Here is a 19,560-nt window from a genome sequence, read left to right as displayed (position 1 = left end):
ATTCGTTAGAGAATTTATGAAAAAGGATATTTGGAACTATGCTTCATATGGTTTAATAGCTATAATTTTCACTCTCATAGCTTGCAAGAGCAGAAATTTGAACTATATAACCTATTATAATAGAATCAATGAAATCGACAGTATATTTCGTTTACAAAAGGATACAATATTTACAATTAAGCAGTACAAAAAAATATTCAGCCAATATCCTCCCAAAAACCAGGAACGGAGGGAGGAATATGAAAATTACATAAAGCTTGCAGATCAACATCACAAAAATTTCGGAGGGAAGAAAAGTCTTTACAAGCTTATTCCGTTAGTTGCACCTAATTGGAAATATAAAAAGCAAGACTCCAGTTTCATACAGCTCTATCAAAAATATGGTATTGGCAGGCAGGAAATAGAATTGAAAGTTGAGGAATGGAAAAGAGGACTTAATCAAAAACTTGTAGATTCTTTTACAGTCGCGTTTAAACGTGATCAAGACAGTCGTATTGATTCAAATTATGCAGATATCAATAAAAATGATAAAAAGAATGCTGAACTTCTGAGGTGGATGTTTGAGAATTATGGTTTCCCAAGTCTGCAAAAAATTGGTTTATTAAATGGTGATTTCTTTATGCCGTCTGGACCTATATTACTACACATGGCAGATTATGAAGAGTATTACCCATATTTGAAAATAAAGCTATTAGAGTATGTAAAATCTGGTGAATGTCCTCCAAGAGACTACGCAGCTATGATAGATAGAAATAATTTACACCATAAAGTACCTTATACTTATGGCGTTTATCAAGGATATGAAAATATAAAAGACTCCGCAACCGTCAATCGTAATCGCAAAAGCATAGGGCTGCCAAGCTTAAAGCATTCTCAGTTGATTACAAAAGATTTTTTCAAAAAAATAAAAAAGAAAAATTGATACTGATCATTTCTCAAAATAACGAGATAACCACTACAGAAGTCATTAAATGGCTACAAAAATTGGATAAAAGCTTTATCCGGGTGCATGAAGATGAAATTTTTGATATTAAAATCCAAGAAAAACGGATTTATCTAGAAAGCCTGAGAAATTGTTTTTTTATTGATGAAATTAGCAGTGTTTGGTATAGAAGAGGTAGACTGAAGTTTAACCGCCTGTATTATAAAAATGAAGCGATTAACCTCCATATGAATGAATATCAACACTGGCTGGAAGATTATGTAATAAAGGTTTTAGAGTCAAAAAAACATATTAATAAACAAAGCAATTGTGATATCAATAAACTTCTTGTGCTTGAAGAGGCCCAAAAGGCAGGATTAGATGTTCCGTCTTATTTTCTGACTGACAACACAGATCATGTTACTTTAAATAAAACAATCATCAAAACCATTGGTGGCAACCCAAGAATGGAAAGCATACTCAAGGATTCCAGTGGGATGATGTATACAACTGTTGTTCAAGAAAATGAAAATAAAAATTTTTTTATCACTTTTTTTCAGGAAAAAATCGAAAAAAACTTCGAGATCAGAAGCTTTTATCTAAATGGTAAAGTTTGGTCTACAGCCATCTTTTCGCAAAATGATAACCAAACTAAAATTGACTTTAGGAAATACAATGATGAAAAACCCAATAGAAAAGTACCTTATAATCTTCCGAAAAATATTGAGCAAAAAATACATCTGTTAATGCAGTCATTAGATCTTAATTCCGGTTCTCTTGATTTTATCAAAAATGATGGTAAATACTATTTTTTAGAAGTTAATCCTGTAGGCCAGTTTTTGGGAATATCAGTAATATGTAATTATTTATTGGAAAAAGAAATAGCTGATTATTTATGAAAAGAGATTTTACTAACAAAGAAAAACATAAACTTCCCCTCACCTTTAAATATATTGATGTTGTAAAAAACAAAAATCGTGAGAAAAAACATTTTAGCATCACCATTCCATGCGAAAAATACTATACTGATTCTTATGCAAAACTTAATCCTTATAAATTTCTGACGAGATTATTATGAACTATTTCAACCTATTTGCCAATATCCTTATCACCAAAGGAATCACCAGAATTCTGATTTCAGATCTACAAAGAAATGTATCTGAACTATATCCTCTGGAGTTGTATGAAATTATAGAAGAGCTGAAAAACAAGTCTGTTGAAGACCTGTTGAAAGATTATGATCAGGAATCCAAAGTAATTATTCAGGAATACGTCAATCTTCTTTTGGACAAAGAATACGGATTTGTTACTGAAAATGATTGGGACAGCAATTTTCCTCCTCTTTCTTTTGAACATCACGAGCCCAGCGCTATCACTAATCTCTTTATCGAAATGGAAGATATCGGGATTTTAAAGAAAATATATCCGTCAATAGAAAATCTTGGAGTTAAACATTTGGTTATTTATAGTCTTAAATCTTTACCCTTAAAAGATTGTATAGAAATTGATAACATTTTTAAAACATCGGTGTTATCAGGAATAGAAATTTTCTCACCTTTTCATCAGGAAGTTGACCTGTCTTTCCTACAGGCTCTTCAAAAAAACACGGTCAGAATTTACAGCCTCATTTTTTACAATAGTCCGAAGCTTTCTTTCAAAACTAAAGATGAATATAGATTCTCACTGAATTTTCTGAAAGATGATCTGAAAATATCTGCGTGTGGAAAAGTGGAACTGAAATACTTCAATACCAATATCTCTAAAGTAATAGAAGCTGTTAACCACAATTCCTGCCTGTATAAAAAGGTAGGCATCGATAGAAAAGGTGACATCAAAAATTGTCCACTGATGAATGAAAGTTTTGGGAACGTTGATAAAAAGAGCCTTGAAGAAGCTATCAATCAACCTGATTTCAAAAAATACTGGAACCTTACCAAAGACCAAATTGAAATATGCAAAGACTGTGAGTTCCGTTATGTCTGCACAGACTGCAGGGTATACACTGAAAACACGTTAAAAAACAAAGAAGGCCTGAATATATCAAAACCCCTGAAATGCGGCTATAATCCTTATACAGGCGTTTGGGATGACTGGTCAAAAAATCCTTTAAAGCAAGAAATTTTTAATTCCCTGGTATTCAGATAATTTTTTTCATAAACCTTGTTATAATTGAAAACCGCTTTTAAATCAGATTTAAAAGCGGTTTGTTATTTTATCGTATTGATTAAATTTTATTTAAAAAACTTCCATTTCGGGATAATGGCAAGCATTCCGAATCCTGTAAACAGGAAAAGATTGGTAACATCCGTATACAGAAATGTAGACAGATAATAATTATGCATAAAAAAGTGCAGCACCAATAACGCCGGAAACATAATGATTCCTACTTTTCTGTAGAAGAACATCAATACCAGCCCTATCATCATCAGTACATCAATAGAAAAAATCACATAGAAGTACCATCTCGGAATCTGAAGGTATTCATGCTGCAGATATTCATCCACATCGATACCAAGCCCCATTATAGTAAACAACATCAAGGCTGCAAATGCCAGTATAAATCCCCATCCTTTCTTCGGGTCTTCGTCAAAATAGCTGTATTCTTCCATACCTACAAAAATAAAGAACTTATGAGAGATTTCATAAGTTCTTTTATAATTATTCGTTTAAAATTTGACTTACACAGAGATTGCGTTGATCAGTCTGTTTTTGTCACTTAAGAATTCCTCCATAGAGATCATACTTTCAGTTCTCATTACATCCTGAATGTCGTCGATCTGGTAAATAATTCTTTTAGCATCATCAGTATTCTTAGCTCTTACTTTACAGAAAATATTATATTTTCCGGAAATAACGCTAGCCTCGATTACGTTAGGAATAGTTGACAATTCTTTCAATACTTCCTGAGTACGGTTTGATTTTGTCAAAAGGATACCTATGAAAGCTGTAAAGTGATAATCCAGCTTACCATAATCGATGTTAAGAGATGATCCCAAAATAATACCTGCATCTTCCATCTTTTTCACTCTTACGTGAATTGTTCCAGCAGAAACATCCATCTGCTTTGCAATTTCAGTAAAAGGCATTCTTGTGTTTTCTACTAAGAAATCAAGAATCTTCTTGTCTATTTCGTCCAGTTGATAGTTCATATTAGTTAAATTACAATTTCTTTAAAAAATCTATGTATTTTTTGCAAATTTACGAAAAATAATTTAACTAAAAAATATATATCAAATATTAACAATAATTAACACAGATGATAAAAATCATTAAAATATTCTAATTATTTACCATTCGATTTTATAGAATCTGTTTTTATTTCACCTTTTGCGTCTGAAGTTTTTTTGTCTTTTTTCTTCTTTTTAAACAAAGAATTGAAGCTTTTACTCCACACTACCCCTCCTCCATAGGCTTGATTAGCAGAACCGTTTGTACTCACCATTCCGATGTTTGTAGGCTTGGAATAAGCACGTATCACCAGTGAACCGTCATTCTTTTTCGATAAATCGTATTCTACCGACCCTTCCGTGGAAAGATAATTGTTTTGGGCACCATCTGTTTTTGAAAGCGGTATACCTAATCCTGTCTTGATATTGACTCTTGGGGAAAGCGCTACACTTACTCCCGCATTGGCTCTGTCTCCATAATTTGAGTTCTGATCTCCTTTCACATAATTAAGGTCAATCTGAAATTCGTTACTCATCGTATTAAGAACAGATCCCAACTGCTTCAGAAGTATATTATATCCTGAGGATTCCGCTACATTTCCTACATTTACATCGAACCCACCTGTATTGGATACGTTAAAGGTACTCAATAGCAATACAGATCCGAACTGAAGAACCTTCTCTCCTTCCTGGCTCATTTTCGCTGCAAGGGTTTCTCTTACCTGGCTGGATACATCCATTGCAGTCACATTAAGATCAATCTGAGGGTCTACCAACGACTGGGTGATATGGGCCTGCAGCAGAATACTGATAGGCTGTAGTTTTCCCATGCTAAGGTACTCTCCTGCATTGGAAACCATTCTTATATAATTGGCATTAATATCCAACATAGGTTTCATAGCATCCCCATCCCATCTGATACTACTGTTTCTCTCAATCTGGAATGTTTTATTAAGAATAGCCTTAGAAACAAATGTTCCGTTATCAACTTTATAGGTACCGCTCATCGCAATATTCCCCTGTCTGTTCATGTGAAACCTCAATGGATCAGCAGATCCTTTTACTGTGATATTTCCCACATCATCTCCTACCAGTACATTTACGGTGGTCCCTTTATCTACCGCGAGATTGAAGTCAATATTCATATTGGCTCCTGTTTTCTTCTTTTCTTCCAGCGTGATCAGACCATCTTTTCCTTCTTTAAGGAACCTAAGCATTTTAAATTCTTCCACATTGGAAGTAGAACTGGAATTAAAGGTAAAGGTACTTCCGTTGAGTGCCTTCATATTAGGAGTCGTTATACTTAATCCTGAAACTGGTCCGTCTACATACAAATCTCCTTGTCCATATACTCTTCCCCAGAACAGGTCAAAATCTTTCTGTGTGGTATTCAGCATTAATAGATTATCAGCTCTCATTACGAGAGATACCCCCATGGAAGAAAGGGTTTCAAACTGAATCGCCCCGGAGATATTCCCTTTGGAATTGGTTCTTCCGTCGTGTACTTCAATATTGTTGAGGATCGCAAGTCCTTTAGTTAGCTGAATCACGGTATCATCAAATGAATAATCTACTCCTGTAAACAAAAGTTTTAATCCAAAATCTTTTAAAGCGATATCTCCACTATAGTCAAGGTTGTTAAGCTTTCCATTGATTTTAAGATCTCCTGTTGCTTTTCCACGAAGGTTTCCGAAAATAGTCTGCACAAACTGCTGTGTAAACGACAAGTCAAAATCACGCATTTCTGCTGTAAGGTCAATAATCGGCGAAGAAGTATTATTATTAACCGTTCCCGTCAGATTAAGACTATTATTTCCAAGTACTCCGGCAGAATGAACTTTCACATCAATATCATATACATTCAGTGAGAATCCATTGGTGGCAGAAATAGAGATATCTCCCATATCATTACCATTCATCTTAATATCATCAATATTAAGATCTACCAGTGGCTGAAGGGTACTTTTATCCATTTTGATCTTAACACTTCCATTGGCAAGACCTTTAATATCCATGGTATTTCCTCCTGACTGCATTTCCAGCAGCTTTTCTACAGCAAAATCGTTGATGTCTGCATCTACATAAAAATCTTTCGCAGACTTAAACTGGGCTTCCTTAATAAACAAAGCACTTTTATCGGAATAAACTCTCAGATTTCGGATATCGAAATCTCCGGTTTTCTTTCTATAGGTAATGGAGTGATTCAGTTCAGGACTTGTATCTATCGCCCAGGTAACTTCATTGAATTTCACCTCGGTAGGTTCAAACCTGAATACATAATCGCCGGCCGCATCAGTAGACTGATCTACGTTGATGGCATATTCCTTAAGCTTTTCATTAATCTCGTCATCAGGACTTCCATGCTTAAATACAGTGGCTAAATGAAGGGTATTTCCGTTTTCATTATTTCCTTTAAGCTCAAAATCTTTGATCACATTTTTATTATAAATGACTCTGTTGATCTTAGCGTACAATTGCTGGTTAAGGTCACCCGTATTAATTCTAATTTTAACACTATCCACCATCGCACTATCTCTGCTGAGATTCTTACGGTCATTAATTTTATAATCAGGGTTTGAAGATGCCAGCGCCTGGTCAGCGTCTGTAATCTCTTCCTCCTTAGTCATAATATATTTTAAAGAGGCTGCATCAAGATTCAAAATCAGGTTGTTTGAGTTTCCATCATATTCCCCTTCTACAAGAGCTCCCTGTGGCAACCTCAATTCGGGTAAGAAATAATTGATTAATCCCTGCTGAACATCAAACTTGAGCGCAAAATTCTGTCCGCGGTATAATTTTCTTGGCGGCGGACCCACTAATATCTTCCCCACTCCATTTTCTACCATTCCTGCAAGATCCGCAAGACTGTATTTTCCTGAAATCTTACCTGTAGCTGCTCCCGGAGCATCTACATCAATGACACGACCGCCTGCTTCAATAAACGTTTTTAATTTGGCATTCGGAATATTATATTTTTGAGTAGCTGAAGCAAAGTGAAGGTTATTGGCATTTACATCTAAAGTAAGATCGTTGATAGAAGACATCGCCATTTTCCCTTCAACCTGACCACTTACCACCTGAGTACCGGGTTTATTGGTAAAATAATTCATATTCAGGTAAGTGACATCCGCATTCACATCCATAGCGATCCTCGAAGTACTGAAATCTATCAATCCTTTGACCGTAGCTTTAGCCTGTTCATCATTAACAGTGATGAGTCCGTTATATTTCTTATGATCCAATAAACCATCCAGATACAGATTATTGATCGTTTTATCCATAATTTCAATACTTGCAATCTGAGATTTTGTAGTCAGACGCATGGTATTGACATCAAAACTTTGTCCGTTAAGATCAAATTTACCGGAAATTAAACCGACTGCTTTATTCTTTGTAATGACTGAAGTATTGAGATCTTTTACATCAAGATAACCTGAATATTTTGGCATTGCAGTACTGTAGCCCGTCAAAGTAAGTTTGGAAATCTTTGCCTGCCCGATTCCTGTCATTAAGTTTCCATTATCCACATAGATCTGATCCGGATTTACTTTAGCCGTTCCATTGTACTTCAGTTTTCCGAAATCATCAGCAAAGTTCTTCATCTTTTTGGAGATGAATGAAGGCATCATTGCTTTTAAATCCTTGTAGGTAAAATCTGTGGAAAGCTCTTTGGTTTCAATAGCAAAATGACCTTTCAACAGATTGTCAACCTTCATCGTTTTGGTAGCAATATTAACATCAGGGTTTCTGATCAGAAAATTTTCAAGATGGAATTTATTCAAAGGACCGGTCATAACCCCGGAAAGATTGAAGGGCTTGATATTATCCCAGTTGGTTACAAAATAACTGATATCGTATCCGCTTAGCTGGCTTCCCTGCTGGATATTCATATCCCAACGTACCTTGTCTGCAAAATCTGCCCAGGATCCGTCATGAAGATTAAATTTAATATCTCCCTGAAGTAAGGTATGATCTGTGTTCAGGGTAAGGTCTTTTAATGACAAAAACTGCTTCGTTAAAGACAGTTCTGTTGAAAAAGTATCTACAAAATGAGATTTCCCCCATCTTGAAGTTACAAATGACATATTATTGATTAACGCCGAAACATTCGGACCGTTAACTTTTACGTTCGGTGCTTTTAAATTGAACTTTGTGGCTGTCAGCCATTTCCCTTGTTCTCCCGGAGAGTTTTCATTAATAATGGAAACTTTAGAATCAATGATCTGAATTCTGGAATTCAATTGAAAAGGAGGTTTCTTAGGATCTCTTTTCTTCCCGTTGTCAAAGAGTTCTACAAATCTGACAAAATTGGATATACTGTCCCCTTTATAAGTAATTACTTTTACATCCGCATTCACAAGAGCCAGAGAATTAAAACTTAGAGAATTACTGCTTCCTGAGATAGCATTTACTGCCAGAGATATCCAGTCTGAATCGGCACGAAACTCACGGGCTGTAATAAAATTAAATCCTTTATAATCTTTTACTTTTAAACCTTTTATCGTAACATCACCGAAGTAATTGACATCTACACTTTCTGTAGAAAAATCGGATTTAAAATCATTGTTAACAAGCTTCAGCGCCTGATCAGCGGCCCATTTTTTGGTTACCGGAAGATTAATGGCAATAAGGACTCCACCTACAAGGAAAATCCCCAGCCAAAAGAGAATCAAGAGAAGTTTTGCCCACCATGTGTAGCTGGTAACATCTTTTACCGCTTGTTTTCCGAATTCCTCAGCTGTTTCCACAGGATGGTGTATAGCATCCGAAGCAAGCTCTGATGCTTCCTTCACTGTTTCCCGTACTTTTCCCTCTACATTTTCAACAGTTTTCTGTACCTGATCCCCTAGGTTTTCAGCTACTGATTTTTTATTCTCATTCTCGTTATTATTCTCTAACTTTGCCATTATTATGAGCGACTCTATAATTTTAGGTATTGAATCGTCCTGTGACGACACCTCAGCAGCTATCATCAAGGGAAATTCTATTCTTTCAAACATTGCCGCGAACCAGGCCATCCACAAAGAATATGGCGGCGTTGTCCCTGAATTGGCTTCACGAGCCCATCAGCAAAATATTATCCCCGTTGTTGAAAAATCTTTTTCTAAAGCAAATATACAACAAAATGCTATCTCTGCTATAGGATTTACTCGCGGACCGGGACTTTTAGGATCTCTTCTTGTAGGAACATCATTTGCTAAGTCTTTGGCTATGAGCCTGAATGTACCTTTAATTGAAGTAAACCACCTTCAAGCCCACATTCTGGCCCATTTCATCGAAGATGCAAATCCTGTGCCGCCTACCTTTCCTTTTTTATGCCTTACCGTAAGCGGCGGACATACTATGATTGTACTGGTAAAAGACTATTTTGACATGGAAATCATCGGGAAAACCATTGATGATGCAGCAGGAGAAGCTTTTGATAAAATCGGAAAGATTTTTGACCTTGATTACCCTGCAGGACCTATCATCGACAGATTGGCCAAAGAAGGAAATCCTGATGCTTTTAAATTCAACAAACCGAAGCTGGAAAACTACGATTATTCTTTCAGTGGTATTAAAACTTCCGTGTTGTATTTCATTCAGAAAGAAGTCAGAAAAAACCCGGATTTCATCAAGGAAAATCTTAATGACCTTTGTGCTTCTGTACAGAAATCAATTATTGAAATCCTGATGAATAAGCTTGAAAAAGCAGCCAAAGATCTCAATGTAAATCAGGTGGCGATTGCAGGAGGTGTATCTGCCAATTCTGCGCTTAGAAAAGCAATGGAAGACAATAAAGAAAGACTTGGTTGGGATATCTATATTCCTAAGTTCGAATATACAACAGACAACGCAGCCATGATTGCCATGGTGGCAAAGCTGAAGTTTGAGCGGGGAGAATTTACAGATTTAAGAACTTCCGCAACCGCAAAATACGACTTATGAAAATACTCTTAGAAGAAAAAATACTGGGGACACAGTCTAAAAAGAATTCAAAATATTACTGGGTATTAGAAACGATCACAGGAAGACAGGAGGGATCAGAAACTTTTTCAGAGTTTAACGGAGGAAGTTCTGAGACAGGATATATTCAGGATATCAAAGAGGAAGTTTTACAATTAATTAATTCTGAACATCTTTTTAGTTTTCCTTATACACCAAAAGAAGGAGATTATTTATCTATCAAAAATAATTTGAGAAAACAGGAATACTTAAATCTGATTTTCATTAATAATGTATGGATAGAAGAAATATACATGTGTTCTTACAGGGAGTGTGATACGGATATATACACCACCATCAAAACAGGAGTGGCATTTATAAACCAGGATATATGAAACTATTCTACGGAGATATCAACGGAAATAAAGTTACGATCAACGATGAAGAGCAGCAGCATATCGTAAAAGTTCTTCGCATGCGAGATGGAGAAGATATTCATGTGACGGATGGAAATGGGAAACTGGCTTCGGGAAAACTTGTTATAGAAGGCAAGAAAGCCGGCATTGATGTTTCTGAGATCAAAGAAAATCTACCGGAATTCAATCCGAAACTTCATATTGCCATTGCTCCTACCAAAAATATTGACAGAATCGAATTCTTTGTGGAAAAAGCTGTGGAAATGGGTATCTCAGAAATAAGCATTATTCTTACTGAGAAAACGGAGCGTAAAAACATCAACATCGATAAAATCAGGAAACAAGCGATCGCAGCATCCAAGCAAAGCTTGAGATTTCATTTTCCGGTGATCAATGATGCTGTAAAACTAGGTGATTTTCTGAAAAATATTGATCCGGAACATACTTTTGTAGCCCATTGCCATGAAAATCTGGAAAGAATTGATCTTAAAGATATTCCTCAACTGCAGCATCTTACATTTTTAATAGGCCCTGAAGGTGATTTTTCCGAAAAGGAGATTGCATTTCTGGCAGAAAATAAGATAAGAGCTGTATCTCTGGGAAATCAAAGACTCAGAACAGAAACGGCTGGCGTTTTTGTTGCAGCCTGGAATTATTATAATATGATATAGACTAAAAAAGAGAAGGTTTCAGACCTTCTCTTTTTTATTTTTGACTCATTATTTCCAGTCAATATTGTTCTCTTTCAGGTATTTTTCAAAAATCTGCTGTCCGCTTCTTATTGAATTCACTGCCCAAAGGATTTGCATCCTTAAAAGTTTTTCTTCATTCAGTTTATAATCAATACCAGACTTTATCAGCTTTTGTTTCAATTCATACATGCAGATTGAAGCTGCGACAGAAACGTTAAAGCTTCTGGTAAAGCCATACATCGGAATGGCAAGGGTTTCATCCGCAAAATCTAAAATCTCCTGGGAAACGCCCTCCATTTCAGTTCCGAAAACCAGAGCAATGGGTTCTGTTATTTCGTATTCAGGTAACATTTTAGCATTCTTTTCCAGCGAAACAACCACTATTTTATATCCCCGGTCTTTAATATTCTGGAAGGATTCCATATTCCGGGGAAGTTTTTCCACTTCAACCCAGGTATCTGCTCCTTTTGTTACACGAAGATTGGGTTCAAAACTGTATTCTTCCTGCAACGCCACTACTTTATGGAAACCACAGGCTTCCACAGAACGTACAATCGCAGCAGCATTTCTAAACTGATAGATATCTTCCACTACGGGAAGGACAAAGTCTGAACTTTCCTGAGAAAAATGTTCAATTTTCTCGAGTCTTTCTTCGGTTAAAAACTGTTTTAAATATTCAAAGGTTTGCGCTAAATCTTTCATCCGCATTTAGTTATTTTTTTCAATAGCCCTATGAAACATCTGTCATTTTCATGTTATTTTTATAAAATTTCATGATAAGCGTTTCATTCATTTTCAAATCTTTGCAAATTAACGTAATTTTGGCCTATGAACCCTAATCGGGCTCCAATTCTTAATAAATTAGTACATGAAGCGAAAAGTCCTGCTCATCTATACCGGTGGAACCATCGGAATGGAAAAAGATTACGAAACCGGAAGTCTCCGTGCCTTTGATTTTGGAAATATTTTCGAAAAAATGCCTGAAATGAGGCTTATGGAATGCGAAGTTTTTGTGCATCCTTTTGCCAAACCACTCGATTCTTCGGATATGGGACCTGAGGAATGGAGAGTTATTGCTAATTATATTCACAAAAATTACGATGACTACGACGGTTTTCTGATTCTTCACGGAACAGATACTATGTCTTATACCGCTTCAGCACTAAGTTTCATGCTAAAAGGATTAAGAAAACCTGTAATTATGACAGGTTCTCAGCTTCCGATTGGTGATCTGAGAACAGATGCCAAAGAAAATCTTCTGACCAGCCTTTATTACGCCAGTCTTTATGAAAACGATGAAGCAGTCATTCAGGAGGTTGCCATTTATTTTGAATACAAATTATTAAGAGGAAACAGAACGTTGAAATATTCTGCTGAGTATTTTGATGCCTATTCAAGCCCGAACTACCCTATTCTTGGACAGTCCGGAGTTCATTTGAATATTATTAAAGATAATCTGTTCCGTTGTGATCCGGAGGTTGAGTTTCACGTGGATGAACATATTTCTGAAGATATTTTATTCTGGAGAATTTTTCCGGGAATGCATCTGAGCCACTTCAGAGAAATCCCTAAAATGAAGGTTCTCATTCTTCAGGTTTTCGGTTCAGGAACTATTTTCAGCAGTGCAAAAACTCAGGAAACGCTTCAGGAAATCAGAGATAATGGAACTGAAATCGTGGTGGTAAGCCAGTGTATTTCAGGAGGTATCTCATTCGGAAAGTATGAAAACAGTAATATTTTCTCCAGAATCGGAGCGATCAGCGGAAGAGACATGACAGCGGAAACAGCGATCACCAAAGCCATGCACTTAATTGATAATCCAAGTTACTCCGGAAGCTTTGCTGATAATTTCACCAGAAGCCTTTGTGGAGAAATTACAGATTAATTTGTAAGAATTATTTGGATATTCCAGAAAATACACTATTTTTGCAATCTCAAAAAGAAAGGTGTCCGAGTGGTTGAAGGAGCTACCCTGGAAAGGTAGTATACGGGTAACTGTATCGAGGGTTCGAATCCCTTCCTTTCTGCAAGAAACCAAAGCCTGTGCTAATGATTAGCACAGGCTTTTTTGTGATTAATATTTTGATACCTTTTCTCATAGGTATTTATACTCAGTTTAATAATTGGTAATTTATACTCTACTTCAGGTGCTTTGTTCTTCGTTACTTTGAAATACAATCTAATCACCTAAAAAACAAATCAATATGACATCAACAAGTGTAAATGCAAATTCTTCAGGTCAGTTAGTACTTGGAAACGGAGCACAATTCTGGGTGTATCTTTCCCCACAAAACGATACCTCTAAGATGATTTCAACATGGCGTGTAACTTTTTCACAGGGAGACTGGAGCGACTTCATCTCAAGTGAAAACCCTACCAAACAGATTCAGACTCCTAATCTTTCAGGAATCTTTGAAATCAAAGTAGAATTATTAAGTGGTTCTACAGGTACATGGCGCCAGATTCCGCCTCAGGCCGGAAGTCATAATGAAATAGGCTGTAACTCCAACTGTGCTTCTATGGTAGGAATTGTTGCGGACAGTACCAATCCTCCTATCGGAGCTATTAACGCCCATTTCTGGACGACATGGGATGCAATGTGCGGAGTAAGACAGAACTAACAGGTAAATCAACCAGTCCATAAAACCAAGTTGCCACAGTATGTAGATATTGTGGCAATTTATTATGGCAAAATAACCTTTTTCATTAAATTCGCTTACTCAAACAGGATATCTCAATATGCATAAACTCCGAACAGTATTTTCACTGCTGCTATTTTCAGCTTTTTTTCTTTCCTCACAATTAGCAAAAGCAAGTGCTTACTGGATGGAAATTCATGGATCAGGAAAATTAAAAGATCCTGTAAAGGTTCAGGTTTTTTATGGTTTTATTGATGATCTTAGCCAGCGTCACCGGACTACGGGACCAGAATTTCATGAGATTAAAAATTTCCAATTTTTTGTTCTGAATACCAAAGGAGAAAAAGCAAGACTTGAATTACAAATGAAAGGAGATCACTGGGAGGGAATTTTCACTCCTGAGAAAGAAGGAACTTACCGGATTGTGGGAATGAACGACCAGCTGCCTGTTCTTTTGCGTTCTAAAAATCCTGACGAAAATGTACGCCCTATTGATTTTATGTGTGGTGTTTATCAGATTGGAAAACCTTCGGAAGTGTTGTCTCCCGCTCAGTTTATGGATATTATTCTTCAGGAAAAAGATGGGTTGTACACTATTCTTCCCTACAGAAATATGAAACCTGTTGAAAAAGGAACTGCAATCAGGATCTTTAACCCCGAAAACTGGGAAAAGAATCTTTCTGTTGATGAAAATCACCGGGCTGTTTTTAAACCGACACTTCCCGGACTGTATGTAATCCGACAAGACTGGAATGATAATACTCCTGGAAATTTTCAGGGAAACTCCTATGGAAAAATACGTTACCGGAATAATTACTGTCTCTGGATCAACTGATCGTATCTTTATCATAAAAAATAAAAAGCCCAAACTAATGTCCGGGCTTTTTACAATGATAATCATTATTTAAAACTTTAAAGAAACGCTTCCTAGAAAACGTGCCGGAGCCTGTGGCGTCAAACGTACAGACCATGTTTTTTCGTTCGTTATATTATCGAATTTCAATCCTACTCTATATTTAGGCTGATCATAGAAAATTCCCAGATCAAACATTTTATAAGATGGAATAATAACTTTTGCTGTTTGCGTATTGGTTTGATAGGAAGATGATCCCATATTTCCACCACCACCTATTCCAAGGCCTTTTAATGTACCTTCGGAGATACGGTAGCTGACCCAGAAATTAAACATATTGGCAGGTCCGGATAACGCAGGCCTTAAACCGTCAACAGAAGGATTGGCATTGGTATACTTACTGTCGTTATAAGCATATCCAGCTACAATATTGAATCCATCAAACGGATTGGCTGTAATTTCAGCTTCTATTCCTTTGCTGAGCTGCGTTCCATCCTGTATGGAATAGTTTACATCATCAGGGTTCGTTCTTAAAATATTATCCACACGGATGTTATAATAGCTTAATGTTCCTACTAACCTGTGATTGAAAATATCGGCCTTCACCCCAAACTCCAACTGATTGGCATATTCCGGTCTGAATGTATTTCCATTGATATCTACACCGCTTACATTATTAAAACCGTTCATATAATTTCCAAACAAGGAAACTTTATTTTTCAGTATTTCATATACAATTCCCATCTTAGGTGAAAAAGCAGTCTGCCCATAAGGTCCTGATTGAGTTCCGCTATTGCTTAAGCCTCCTTTAATTTCACCTGTGGTAATATCATATACTCCATTAAACTGAAAACGATCTACCCTTAAACTGGCCATTACCATAAGCTGATCGGTGATATTGAATACATCCGATACATAGGCAGCATAAGTATTATCACTATTGTTTTCTTTTCTGAAGGCAGAGGTTGCAGTAAGTGCATCAATGATATTCTGATTAACTCTGAAGTCTGCCGAAGGGTGAACAAAGTTGAATACTTTGGTATTGGTATGGTAACGGTCGAAATGATTAGAATTGTTATAATAATCCAGCCCTACTACCATTCTGTTTCTGAAACGTCCGATACGAAAGTCTCCGATAAAATTCTGCTGGATATTGGTGGCTATAAATGAAGTTGTCCCCACCATGACCTGAGCACTTGCCGTGGAGTCTGTTTTTCCATTTATCGCAGAGATATATCCATTAATTGTTGACCTTGCACGGGATAAAATGGTTTGAGAAGTCCAATTTTCCGAAACTTTATAATTTAGTTGTGCAAAGATATTCATCATCTGAGTTTCATATGCCAGATCATCACCTAAGAATTTTTTATAATAAGGAAACTTCATATCCGCAATAGACTGAGTTTTATTGCTTCCTGTATAAGGATTAAAGCGAACTACAGATGTTCCTTTTGCCTGATTAAATTCCACATCAAGAAGAAGCGACATACGATCATTAATCTGATATGAAAAACTCGGTGCAATGGCTAAAGAATTGGTAAACCCAAGATCCTGAAAACTCTTTTCAAAAGTTCCAGCTGCATTAAGACGGAAAAGCGCTGTTCTGTCTTTGTTCACAGGAGTATTCACGTCTACAGTCAATCGGTTATAACTCCAGCTTCCTCCCACGTAGCCTACTTCGCCACCGAATTTATTATAAGGTTTTTTTGTCACTCTGTTGTAGACTCCGCCATAACTGCTGGCTACACTTTTCCCGAATAATGTAGCTGACGGCCCTTTAATAGCTTCTATACGTTCAAGATTTACAGGATCAATCACTGAGAAAGCGGCTCCTGCTACTCCATTTCTGGCATTAGGCTCAGTTTCGAATCCTCTTGAACGGAAGGTTACTCTTCCCTGATTAGCAATCATAGGAATGCCTGCTCCCGGTACATTTTTGGAAATACTTCCAAGATCCACAGCTACCTGTTCCTGGAAAAGTTCTTTTGTAACCGTATTATACACTTGAGGATTTTCTAAGTTTTTTAAAGGTAATCTTGCTACAAATCCACTTTCTTTCTTAGAAAATCTGTTGGTATTTTTCATGATAACCACTTCCTGTATTGCCTGAATATTTTCTTCGGTAAGCTGATAATCAAGTGTTGTATTTTCCCCTGTTTTAACTTCAACAGGAAGACGAACTTCTTTACTACCCAGAATTTGTAGTTTGATGGTATAGGAACCGGCATTAAGGTTTTCAAAATGATAATTTCCTTCATCATCCGTTAAAGTCTGACGATTGCTTTCCAGCAATGAAACAGATATTGCTCTCAGAGGCTGTCCGTCTACCATAGTCACTTTTCCCGTTATTTCTCCCTGCAAATCCTGAGCGTACAAAGTGGTTAAACTCAATAATGAGAAGAAAAGAATCAGCAGTTGTTTAAACCACCGGATGTTGTGATGGATTGATGTATTATTCCATCTTGTCGTTCCAGAATGGTTCATATGCCCTGATAAGAGCATACATTCATTTGATTGTGTCATTTTTTCAGCCTTATTTAAAATAATTATAAATAAAGGTGCAAAATAAAGGATTCGAGAACTCTCTCACAATATTAATTTAAACTATTCTAAATAAATTTTAATCCATTTCATGCCGGTTCTGATCATTGAGATCGTAAAAAGATAATATATAGACAGCTATACAAACGATTAGCTTTTACATCCTTTTACTCACTATCCACTTTTCCACAAGTTATCCACATTTTATTAACATTATTTATTTTCCTTTAAAAACAGTATTCCTAAATCTATCCTAAATCGGGCCTTTACTTTGTCTTGTTTTTAAACAGTATTACAAGATTTTGAATAAACATTCTATGAACAAAGCCTCTAATTTTGCTATTACAAAGTATTCTCTCTGCGTATCAACAGTATTCTTATCCGTCTCATGGTTTCGCAGTTATTTAACAGTAAAACAGTTATCCACACTATTGAGCATGAAGAAATTTTTTGCAGGATTATTTTTATTGGGATGTATAGGAACATCGATCAAAGCACAGATCAGTCCACCTGGACTGGGAGATGCCAACAATGCATTCTGGGGAGCCTTCGGAGTGAAGCGACAACTTGACTCTTTGGGTAAAAAACAGGCTTTGAGCTATGTGGCCATCGGGAGAAAAAGCAGTCCTGATAACCATAATTTATTTTCGAAGCAAGCGATCATTGTTTTAAATCATGAAGTTTATCATTCCTTTGCTCCACACCAGCAGTATAGTTATGCATTAAGTTACCGACGTCAGCCACAGTACGAAAGTACAGCTCCTTATGATAAGGAAAATACAGAACAGGAATTCAGAATTTACGGAAGATATGCCTATACTTTTGATCTTGGCAGGAAATGGAAACTTAAAAGTACCGTCCGTCAGGAATTCAGGAAGTTTTTTGATGCAGACTTTCATCAAGTAGAGGAAGATTTTCAGTTGAGAACACGCATCAAGAGTCAGCTAACCTATAATTTATCTCCAAAAAACAATCAGAAACTGGCTTTGAGTGCAGAAGCTTTGTTTTCTATAAGCCATCTTAATGAACCGGATTCTGAATGGAGTCCATTCGGTTATCGCGAAATGCGTATTGCGGCGTATTATATGTTTACGATTCCCAATTCTCCTTTTACTGTAGATATAGGATATATGGATGACCTCATCCGAGACAGCAGAAGTATTCATCATGGAGGCGTTCATTATCTGGCTGCCGATCTGGTATGGAACATTCCTTATAAAAAAAACAAGTAATACACCCCAACAAGTATTCATACAATTGCCATACAAAATCCCGATCATTACTGACCGGGATTTTTGGTTGAAAAACATAAGTTTTCCGCAATATAATTAAGTATGAATGTTTGGTGTAAAATTTTAGTTGCACAAAGTCAGAAACTGACGGCTCAACTGCACATTGAATTTGGCTTCCGCTCTTGAGCGTGCATAAATAGTTTGTTTAAAAGCGTGTACAGTTTTTAATTTCTGGTCTATAAACTCTGCAATCTGAACAACAGAAAAAAGAAAGTCTCTGTATACCGCCATATTAACGGTCTGTCCATAATAAGGAAGATAAGCTTTTAAAAAAGGAATGGCTTTCTGATGACGGTTGTAGCTGATACAATACCCGACCCCTTCCATTGAAGTAATAATGCTGTAGTTATTAATATAATCCTGAATATTTTTACTGCCATCCAGAGCATGGGTATTTTTTGAACAAAATTTATTGATCTTATCCAGAATATGCTGGGCATACTCCATCATGGAAATATTTTTAAATTCAAATACCTGATTCATTCCGTTGGATGGGGAAATTCCGTTTTCACTATCAATACAGAAAGAGATCCCGATCTTTTCATGATAGGGGAAAAAGCAGTCTTTCACTTCAATGGAAGCATCGGGCTTTAGCATATCATCTGCAAAGTTATAATACACATACGGACGGTAAAGCTCCGCAAGAGCGTTCAGATAATCTGTTTCGCTGGTATTATGATATTCTTCAAACCATTTTTCAAGGTTATCGTAATAATTACTTTCAAAGTCGTTAAAGTTTAAGTAAAATGACAATTCCATAGCTCTGTAATTTTGATATGACAAAGCTATATCCGTAATGCGACAAAACTTGACGCAATATATTTTTTGTGAAAAAAGATTTGGAAGGTGTTAAGTCAATGGTTAATTTTTGCTTCGCAAAGTCAATAGTCAATCATTATTAACGCTAAGGTTCGCTAGGTTTATTACTATATAAAATTTATCAGTTCGCAAAGGCACTTCGTTCAGCAAAGACCTCATTGTATACATTGCTGAGTGAAACGCCTCTGCGATCTAAAAAAATTAGACATCATAAAAAACTTTGCGAACGCTGCGTTTAATAACATGCATGTGTATTAAAAACCTGACATATTATATTTTTTGTGAAAAAAGATT

The 19,560-nt window shown here is 36.3% G+C and carries 16 protein-coding genes and 1 tRNA gene; 11 read left to right on the top strand and 6 right to left on the bottom strand.

Features of this window, described 5'->3' with window-relative positions; all coding sequences use genetic code 11:
• Positions 1-16: 16 nt before the first annotated feature.
• From DDF69_RS10460 to gwsS, 3 genes are all read left to right on the top strand, one after another.
• The gene (locus tag DDF69_RS10460; protein WP_114820746.1) at positions 17-922 is read left to right on the top strand and encodes a hypothetical protein; all 906 of its coding nucleotides are present in this window, start codon (positions 17-19) and stop codon (positions 920-922) included.
• The gene (gwsG, locus tag DDF69_RS10455) at positions 919-1,821 is read left to right on the top strand and encodes a grasp-with-spasm system ATP-grasp peptide maturase (protein WP_114820745.1); all 903 of its coding nucleotides are present in this window, start codon (positions 919-921) and stop codon (positions 1,819-1,821) included. The genes DDF69_RS10460 and gwsG overlap by 4 nt, the downstream gene beginning before the upstream one ends.
• Positions 1,822-1,996: 175 nt before the next feature.
• Entirely contained in the window at positions 1,997-3,067 is a 1,071-nt protein-coding gene (gene gwsS, locus DDF69_RS10445) for a grasp-with-spasm system SPASM domain peptide maturase (RefSeq protein ID WP_114820743.1), read from the top strand.
• An 86-nt stretch (positions 3,068-3,153) separates the two neighbouring features.
• On the opposite strand, the gene DDF69_RS10440 is transcribed toward gwsS, so the two are convergent.
• The 3 genes from DDF69_RS10440 to DDF69_RS10430 all read right to left on the bottom strand — a co-directional run bounded on the left by DDF69_RS10440 (position 3,154) and on the right by DDF69_RS10430 (position 8,996).
• Positions 3,154-3,531, bottom strand: coding sequence for a hypothetical protein (locus tag DDF69_RS10440; protein ID WP_034696984.1), 378 nt, complete (start codon positions 3,529-3,531; stop codon positions 3,154-3,156).
• 69 nt (positions 3,532-3,600) lie between these two features.
• The gene (locus DDF69_RS10435) at positions 3,601-4,071 is read right to left on the bottom strand and encodes an Lrp/AsnC family transcriptional regulator (RefSeq protein ID WP_002984446.1); all 471 of its coding nucleotides are present in this window, start codon (positions 4,069-4,071) and stop codon (positions 3,601-3,603) included.
• 134 nt (positions 4,072-4,205) lie between these two features.
• The gene (locus tag DDF69_RS10430; RefSeq protein WP_114820742.1) at positions 4,206-8,996 is read right to left on the bottom strand and encodes a translocation/assembly module TamB; all 4,791 of its coding nucleotides are present in this window, start codon (positions 8,994-8,996) and stop codon (positions 4,206-4,208) included.
• A gap of 4 nt (positions 8,997-9,000) precedes the next feature.
• Here DDF69_RS10430 and tsaD point away from each other — a divergent pair, with 4 nt between their 5' ends.
• From tsaD to DDF69_RS10415, 3 genes are read left to right on the top strand one after another with little or no spacing between them, the layout of a single operon-like run.
• Positions 9,001-10,017 carry a tRNA (adenosine(37)-N6)-threonylcarbamoyltransferase complex transferase subunit TsaD gene (tsaD, locus tag DDF69_RS10425; RefSeq protein ID WP_105702627.1) on the top strand — a complete coding sequence of 339 codons (1,017 nt, stop codon included), beginning with the start codon at positions 9,001-9,003 and terminating at the stop codon, positions 10,015-10,017.
• Positions 10,014-10,409, top strand: coding sequence for a hypothetical protein (locus DDF69_RS10420; RefSeq protein WP_114820741.1), 396 nt, complete (start codon positions 10,014-10,016; stop codon positions 10,407-10,409). The genes tsaD and DDF69_RS10420 overlap by 4 nt, the downstream gene beginning before the upstream one ends.
• A complete protein-coding gene (locus tag DDF69_RS10415; RefSeq protein ID WP_114820740.1) occupies positions 10,406-11,101 on the top strand; it encodes an RsmE family RNA methyltransferase in 696 nt (231 codons plus the stop codon). The genes DDF69_RS10420 and DDF69_RS10415 overlap by 4 nt, the downstream gene beginning before the upstream one ends.
• Positions 11,102-11,149: 48 nt before the next feature.
• Here DDF69_RS10415 and DDF69_RS10410 read toward each other — a convergent pair whose 3' ends face one another.
• Positions 11,150-11,830, bottom strand: a complete 681-nt coding sequence (locus DDF69_RS10410; protein WP_114820739.1) for a TrmH family RNA methyltransferase — start codon at positions 11,828-11,830, stop codon at positions 11,150-11,152.
• Positions 11,831-11,990: 160 nt separating this feature from the next.
• On the opposite strand from DDF69_RS10410, the gene DDF69_RS10405 reads away from it, so the two are divergent.
• The 4 genes from DDF69_RS10405 to DDF69_RS10390 all read left to right on the top strand — a co-directional run bounded on the left by DDF69_RS10405 (position 11,991) and on the right by DDF69_RS10390 (position 14,596).
• Positions 11,991-13,007 carry an asparaginase gene (locus tag DDF69_RS10405; protein WP_079240590.1) on the top strand — a complete coding sequence of 339 codons (1,017 nt, stop codon included), beginning with the start codon at positions 11,991-11,993 and terminating at the stop codon, positions 13,005-13,007.
• Positions 13,008-13,062: 55 nt separating this feature from the next.
• Positions 13,063-13,149 (top strand) — tRNA-Ser (locus tag DDF69_RS10400).
• 177 nt (positions 13,150-13,326) lie between these two features.
• Positions 13,327-13,743: a hypothetical protein gene (locus tag DDF69_RS10395; RefSeq protein WP_034696971.1), complete on the top strand. Its 417-nt coding sequence runs from the start codon at positions 13,327-13,329 to the stop codon at positions 13,741-13,743.
• A gap of 118 nt (positions 13,744-13,861) precedes the next feature.
• A complete protein-coding gene (locus tag DDF69_RS10390) occupies positions 13,862-14,596 on the top strand; it encodes a hypothetical protein (RefSeq protein WP_114820738.1) in 735 nt (244 codons plus the stop codon).
• 69 nt (positions 14,597-14,665) lie between these two features.
• Here the strand turns inward: DDF69_RS10390 and DDF69_RS10385 are convergent, their stop codons facing one another.
• The gene (locus tag DDF69_RS10385; protein ID WP_114820737.1) at positions 14,666-17,137 is read right to left on the bottom strand and encodes a TonB-dependent receptor; all 2,472 of its coding nucleotides are present in this window, start codon (positions 17,135-17,137) and stop codon (positions 14,666-14,668) included.
• 455 nt (positions 17,138-17,592) lie between these two features.
• On the opposite strand from DDF69_RS10385, the gene DDF69_RS10380 reads away from it, so the two are divergent.
• Positions 17,593-18,387 carry a DUF2490 domain-containing protein gene (locus DDF69_RS10380; RefSeq protein WP_162800902.1) on the top strand — a complete coding sequence of 265 codons (795 nt, stop codon included), beginning with the start codon at positions 17,593-17,595 and terminating at the stop codon, positions 18,385-18,387.
• 123 nt (positions 18,388-18,510) lie between these two features.
• Here the strand turns inward: DDF69_RS10380 and DDF69_RS10375 are convergent, their stop codons facing one another.
• Positions 18,511-19,206: a hypothetical protein gene (locus tag DDF69_RS10375; protein WP_114820735.1), complete on the bottom strand. Its 696-nt coding sequence runs from the start codon at positions 19,204-19,206 to the stop codon at positions 18,511-18,513.
• Positions 19,207-19,560: the final 354 nt, after the last annotated feature.

The organism is Chryseobacterium sp. KLBC 52, from assembly GCF_003347605.1.
In the GTDB taxonomy this organism is placed as follows: Bacteria; Bacteroidota; Bacteroidia; order Flavobacteriales; family Weeksellaceae; genus Chryseobacterium.
This window is presented reverse-complemented; position numbering and strand designations above follow the sequence as displayed.

Bases quoted from the DNA above. Each gene is read 5' to 3' on its own strand.
- DDF69_RS10385 (WP_114820737.1), bottom strand. From the start codon at position 17,137: ATGACACAATCAAATGAATGTATGCTCTTATCAGGGCATATGAACCAT.
- DDF69_RS10410 (WP_114820739.1), bottom strand. From the start codon at position 11,830: ATGCGGATGAAAGATTTAGCGCAAACCTTTGAATATTTAAAACAGTTT.
- DDF69_RS10460 (WP_114820746.1), top strand. From the start codon at position 17: ATGAAAAAGGATATTTGGAACTATGCTTCATATGGTTTAATAGCTATA.
- gwsS (WP_114820743.1), top strand. From the start codon at position 1,997: ATGAACTATTTCAACCTATTTGCCAATATCCTTATCACCAAAGGAATC.
- DDF69_RS10435 (WP_002984446.1), bottom strand. From the start codon at position 4,071: ATGAACTATCAACTGGACGAAATAGACAAGAAGATTCTTGATTTCTTA.
- tsaD (WP_105702627.1), top strand. From the start codon at position 9,001: ATGAGCGACTCTATAATTTTAGGTATTGAATCGTCCTGTGACGACACC.
- DDF69_RS10405 (WP_079240590.1), top strand. From the start codon at position 11,991: ATGAAGCGAAAAGTCCTGCTCATCTATACCGGTGGAACCATCGGAATG.
- DDF69_RS10415 (WP_114820740.1), top strand. From the start codon at position 10,406: ATGAAACTATTCTACGGAGATATCAACGGAAATAAAGTTACGATCAAC.
- DDF69_RS10375 (WP_114820735.1), bottom strand. From the start codon at position 19,206: ATGGAATTGTCATTTTACTTAAACTTTAACGACTTTGAAAGTAATTAT.
- DDF69_RS10430 (WP_114820742.1), bottom strand. From the start codon at position 8,996: ATGGCAAAGTTAGAGAATAATAACGAGAATGAGAATAAAAAATCAGTA.
- DDF69_RS10420 (WP_114820741.1), top strand. From the start codon at position 10,014: ATGAAAATACTCTTAGAAGAAAAAATACTGGGGACACAGTCTAAAAAG.
- DDF69_RS10395 (WP_034696971.1), top strand. From the start codon at position 13,327: ATGACATCAACAAGTGTAAATGCAAATTCTTCAGGTCAGTTAGTACTT.
- DDF69_RS10380 (WP_162800902.1), top strand. From the start codon at position 17,593: ATGAAGAAATTTTTTGCAGGATTATTTTTATTGGGATGTATAGGAACA.
- DDF69_RS10440 (WP_034696984.1), bottom strand. From the start codon at position 3,531: ATGGAAGAATACAGCTATTTTGACGAAGACCCGAAGAAAGGATGGGGA.
- DDF69_RS10390 (WP_114820738.1), top strand. From the start codon at position 13,862: ATGCATAAACTCCGAACAGTATTTTCACTGCTGCTATTTTCAGCTTTT.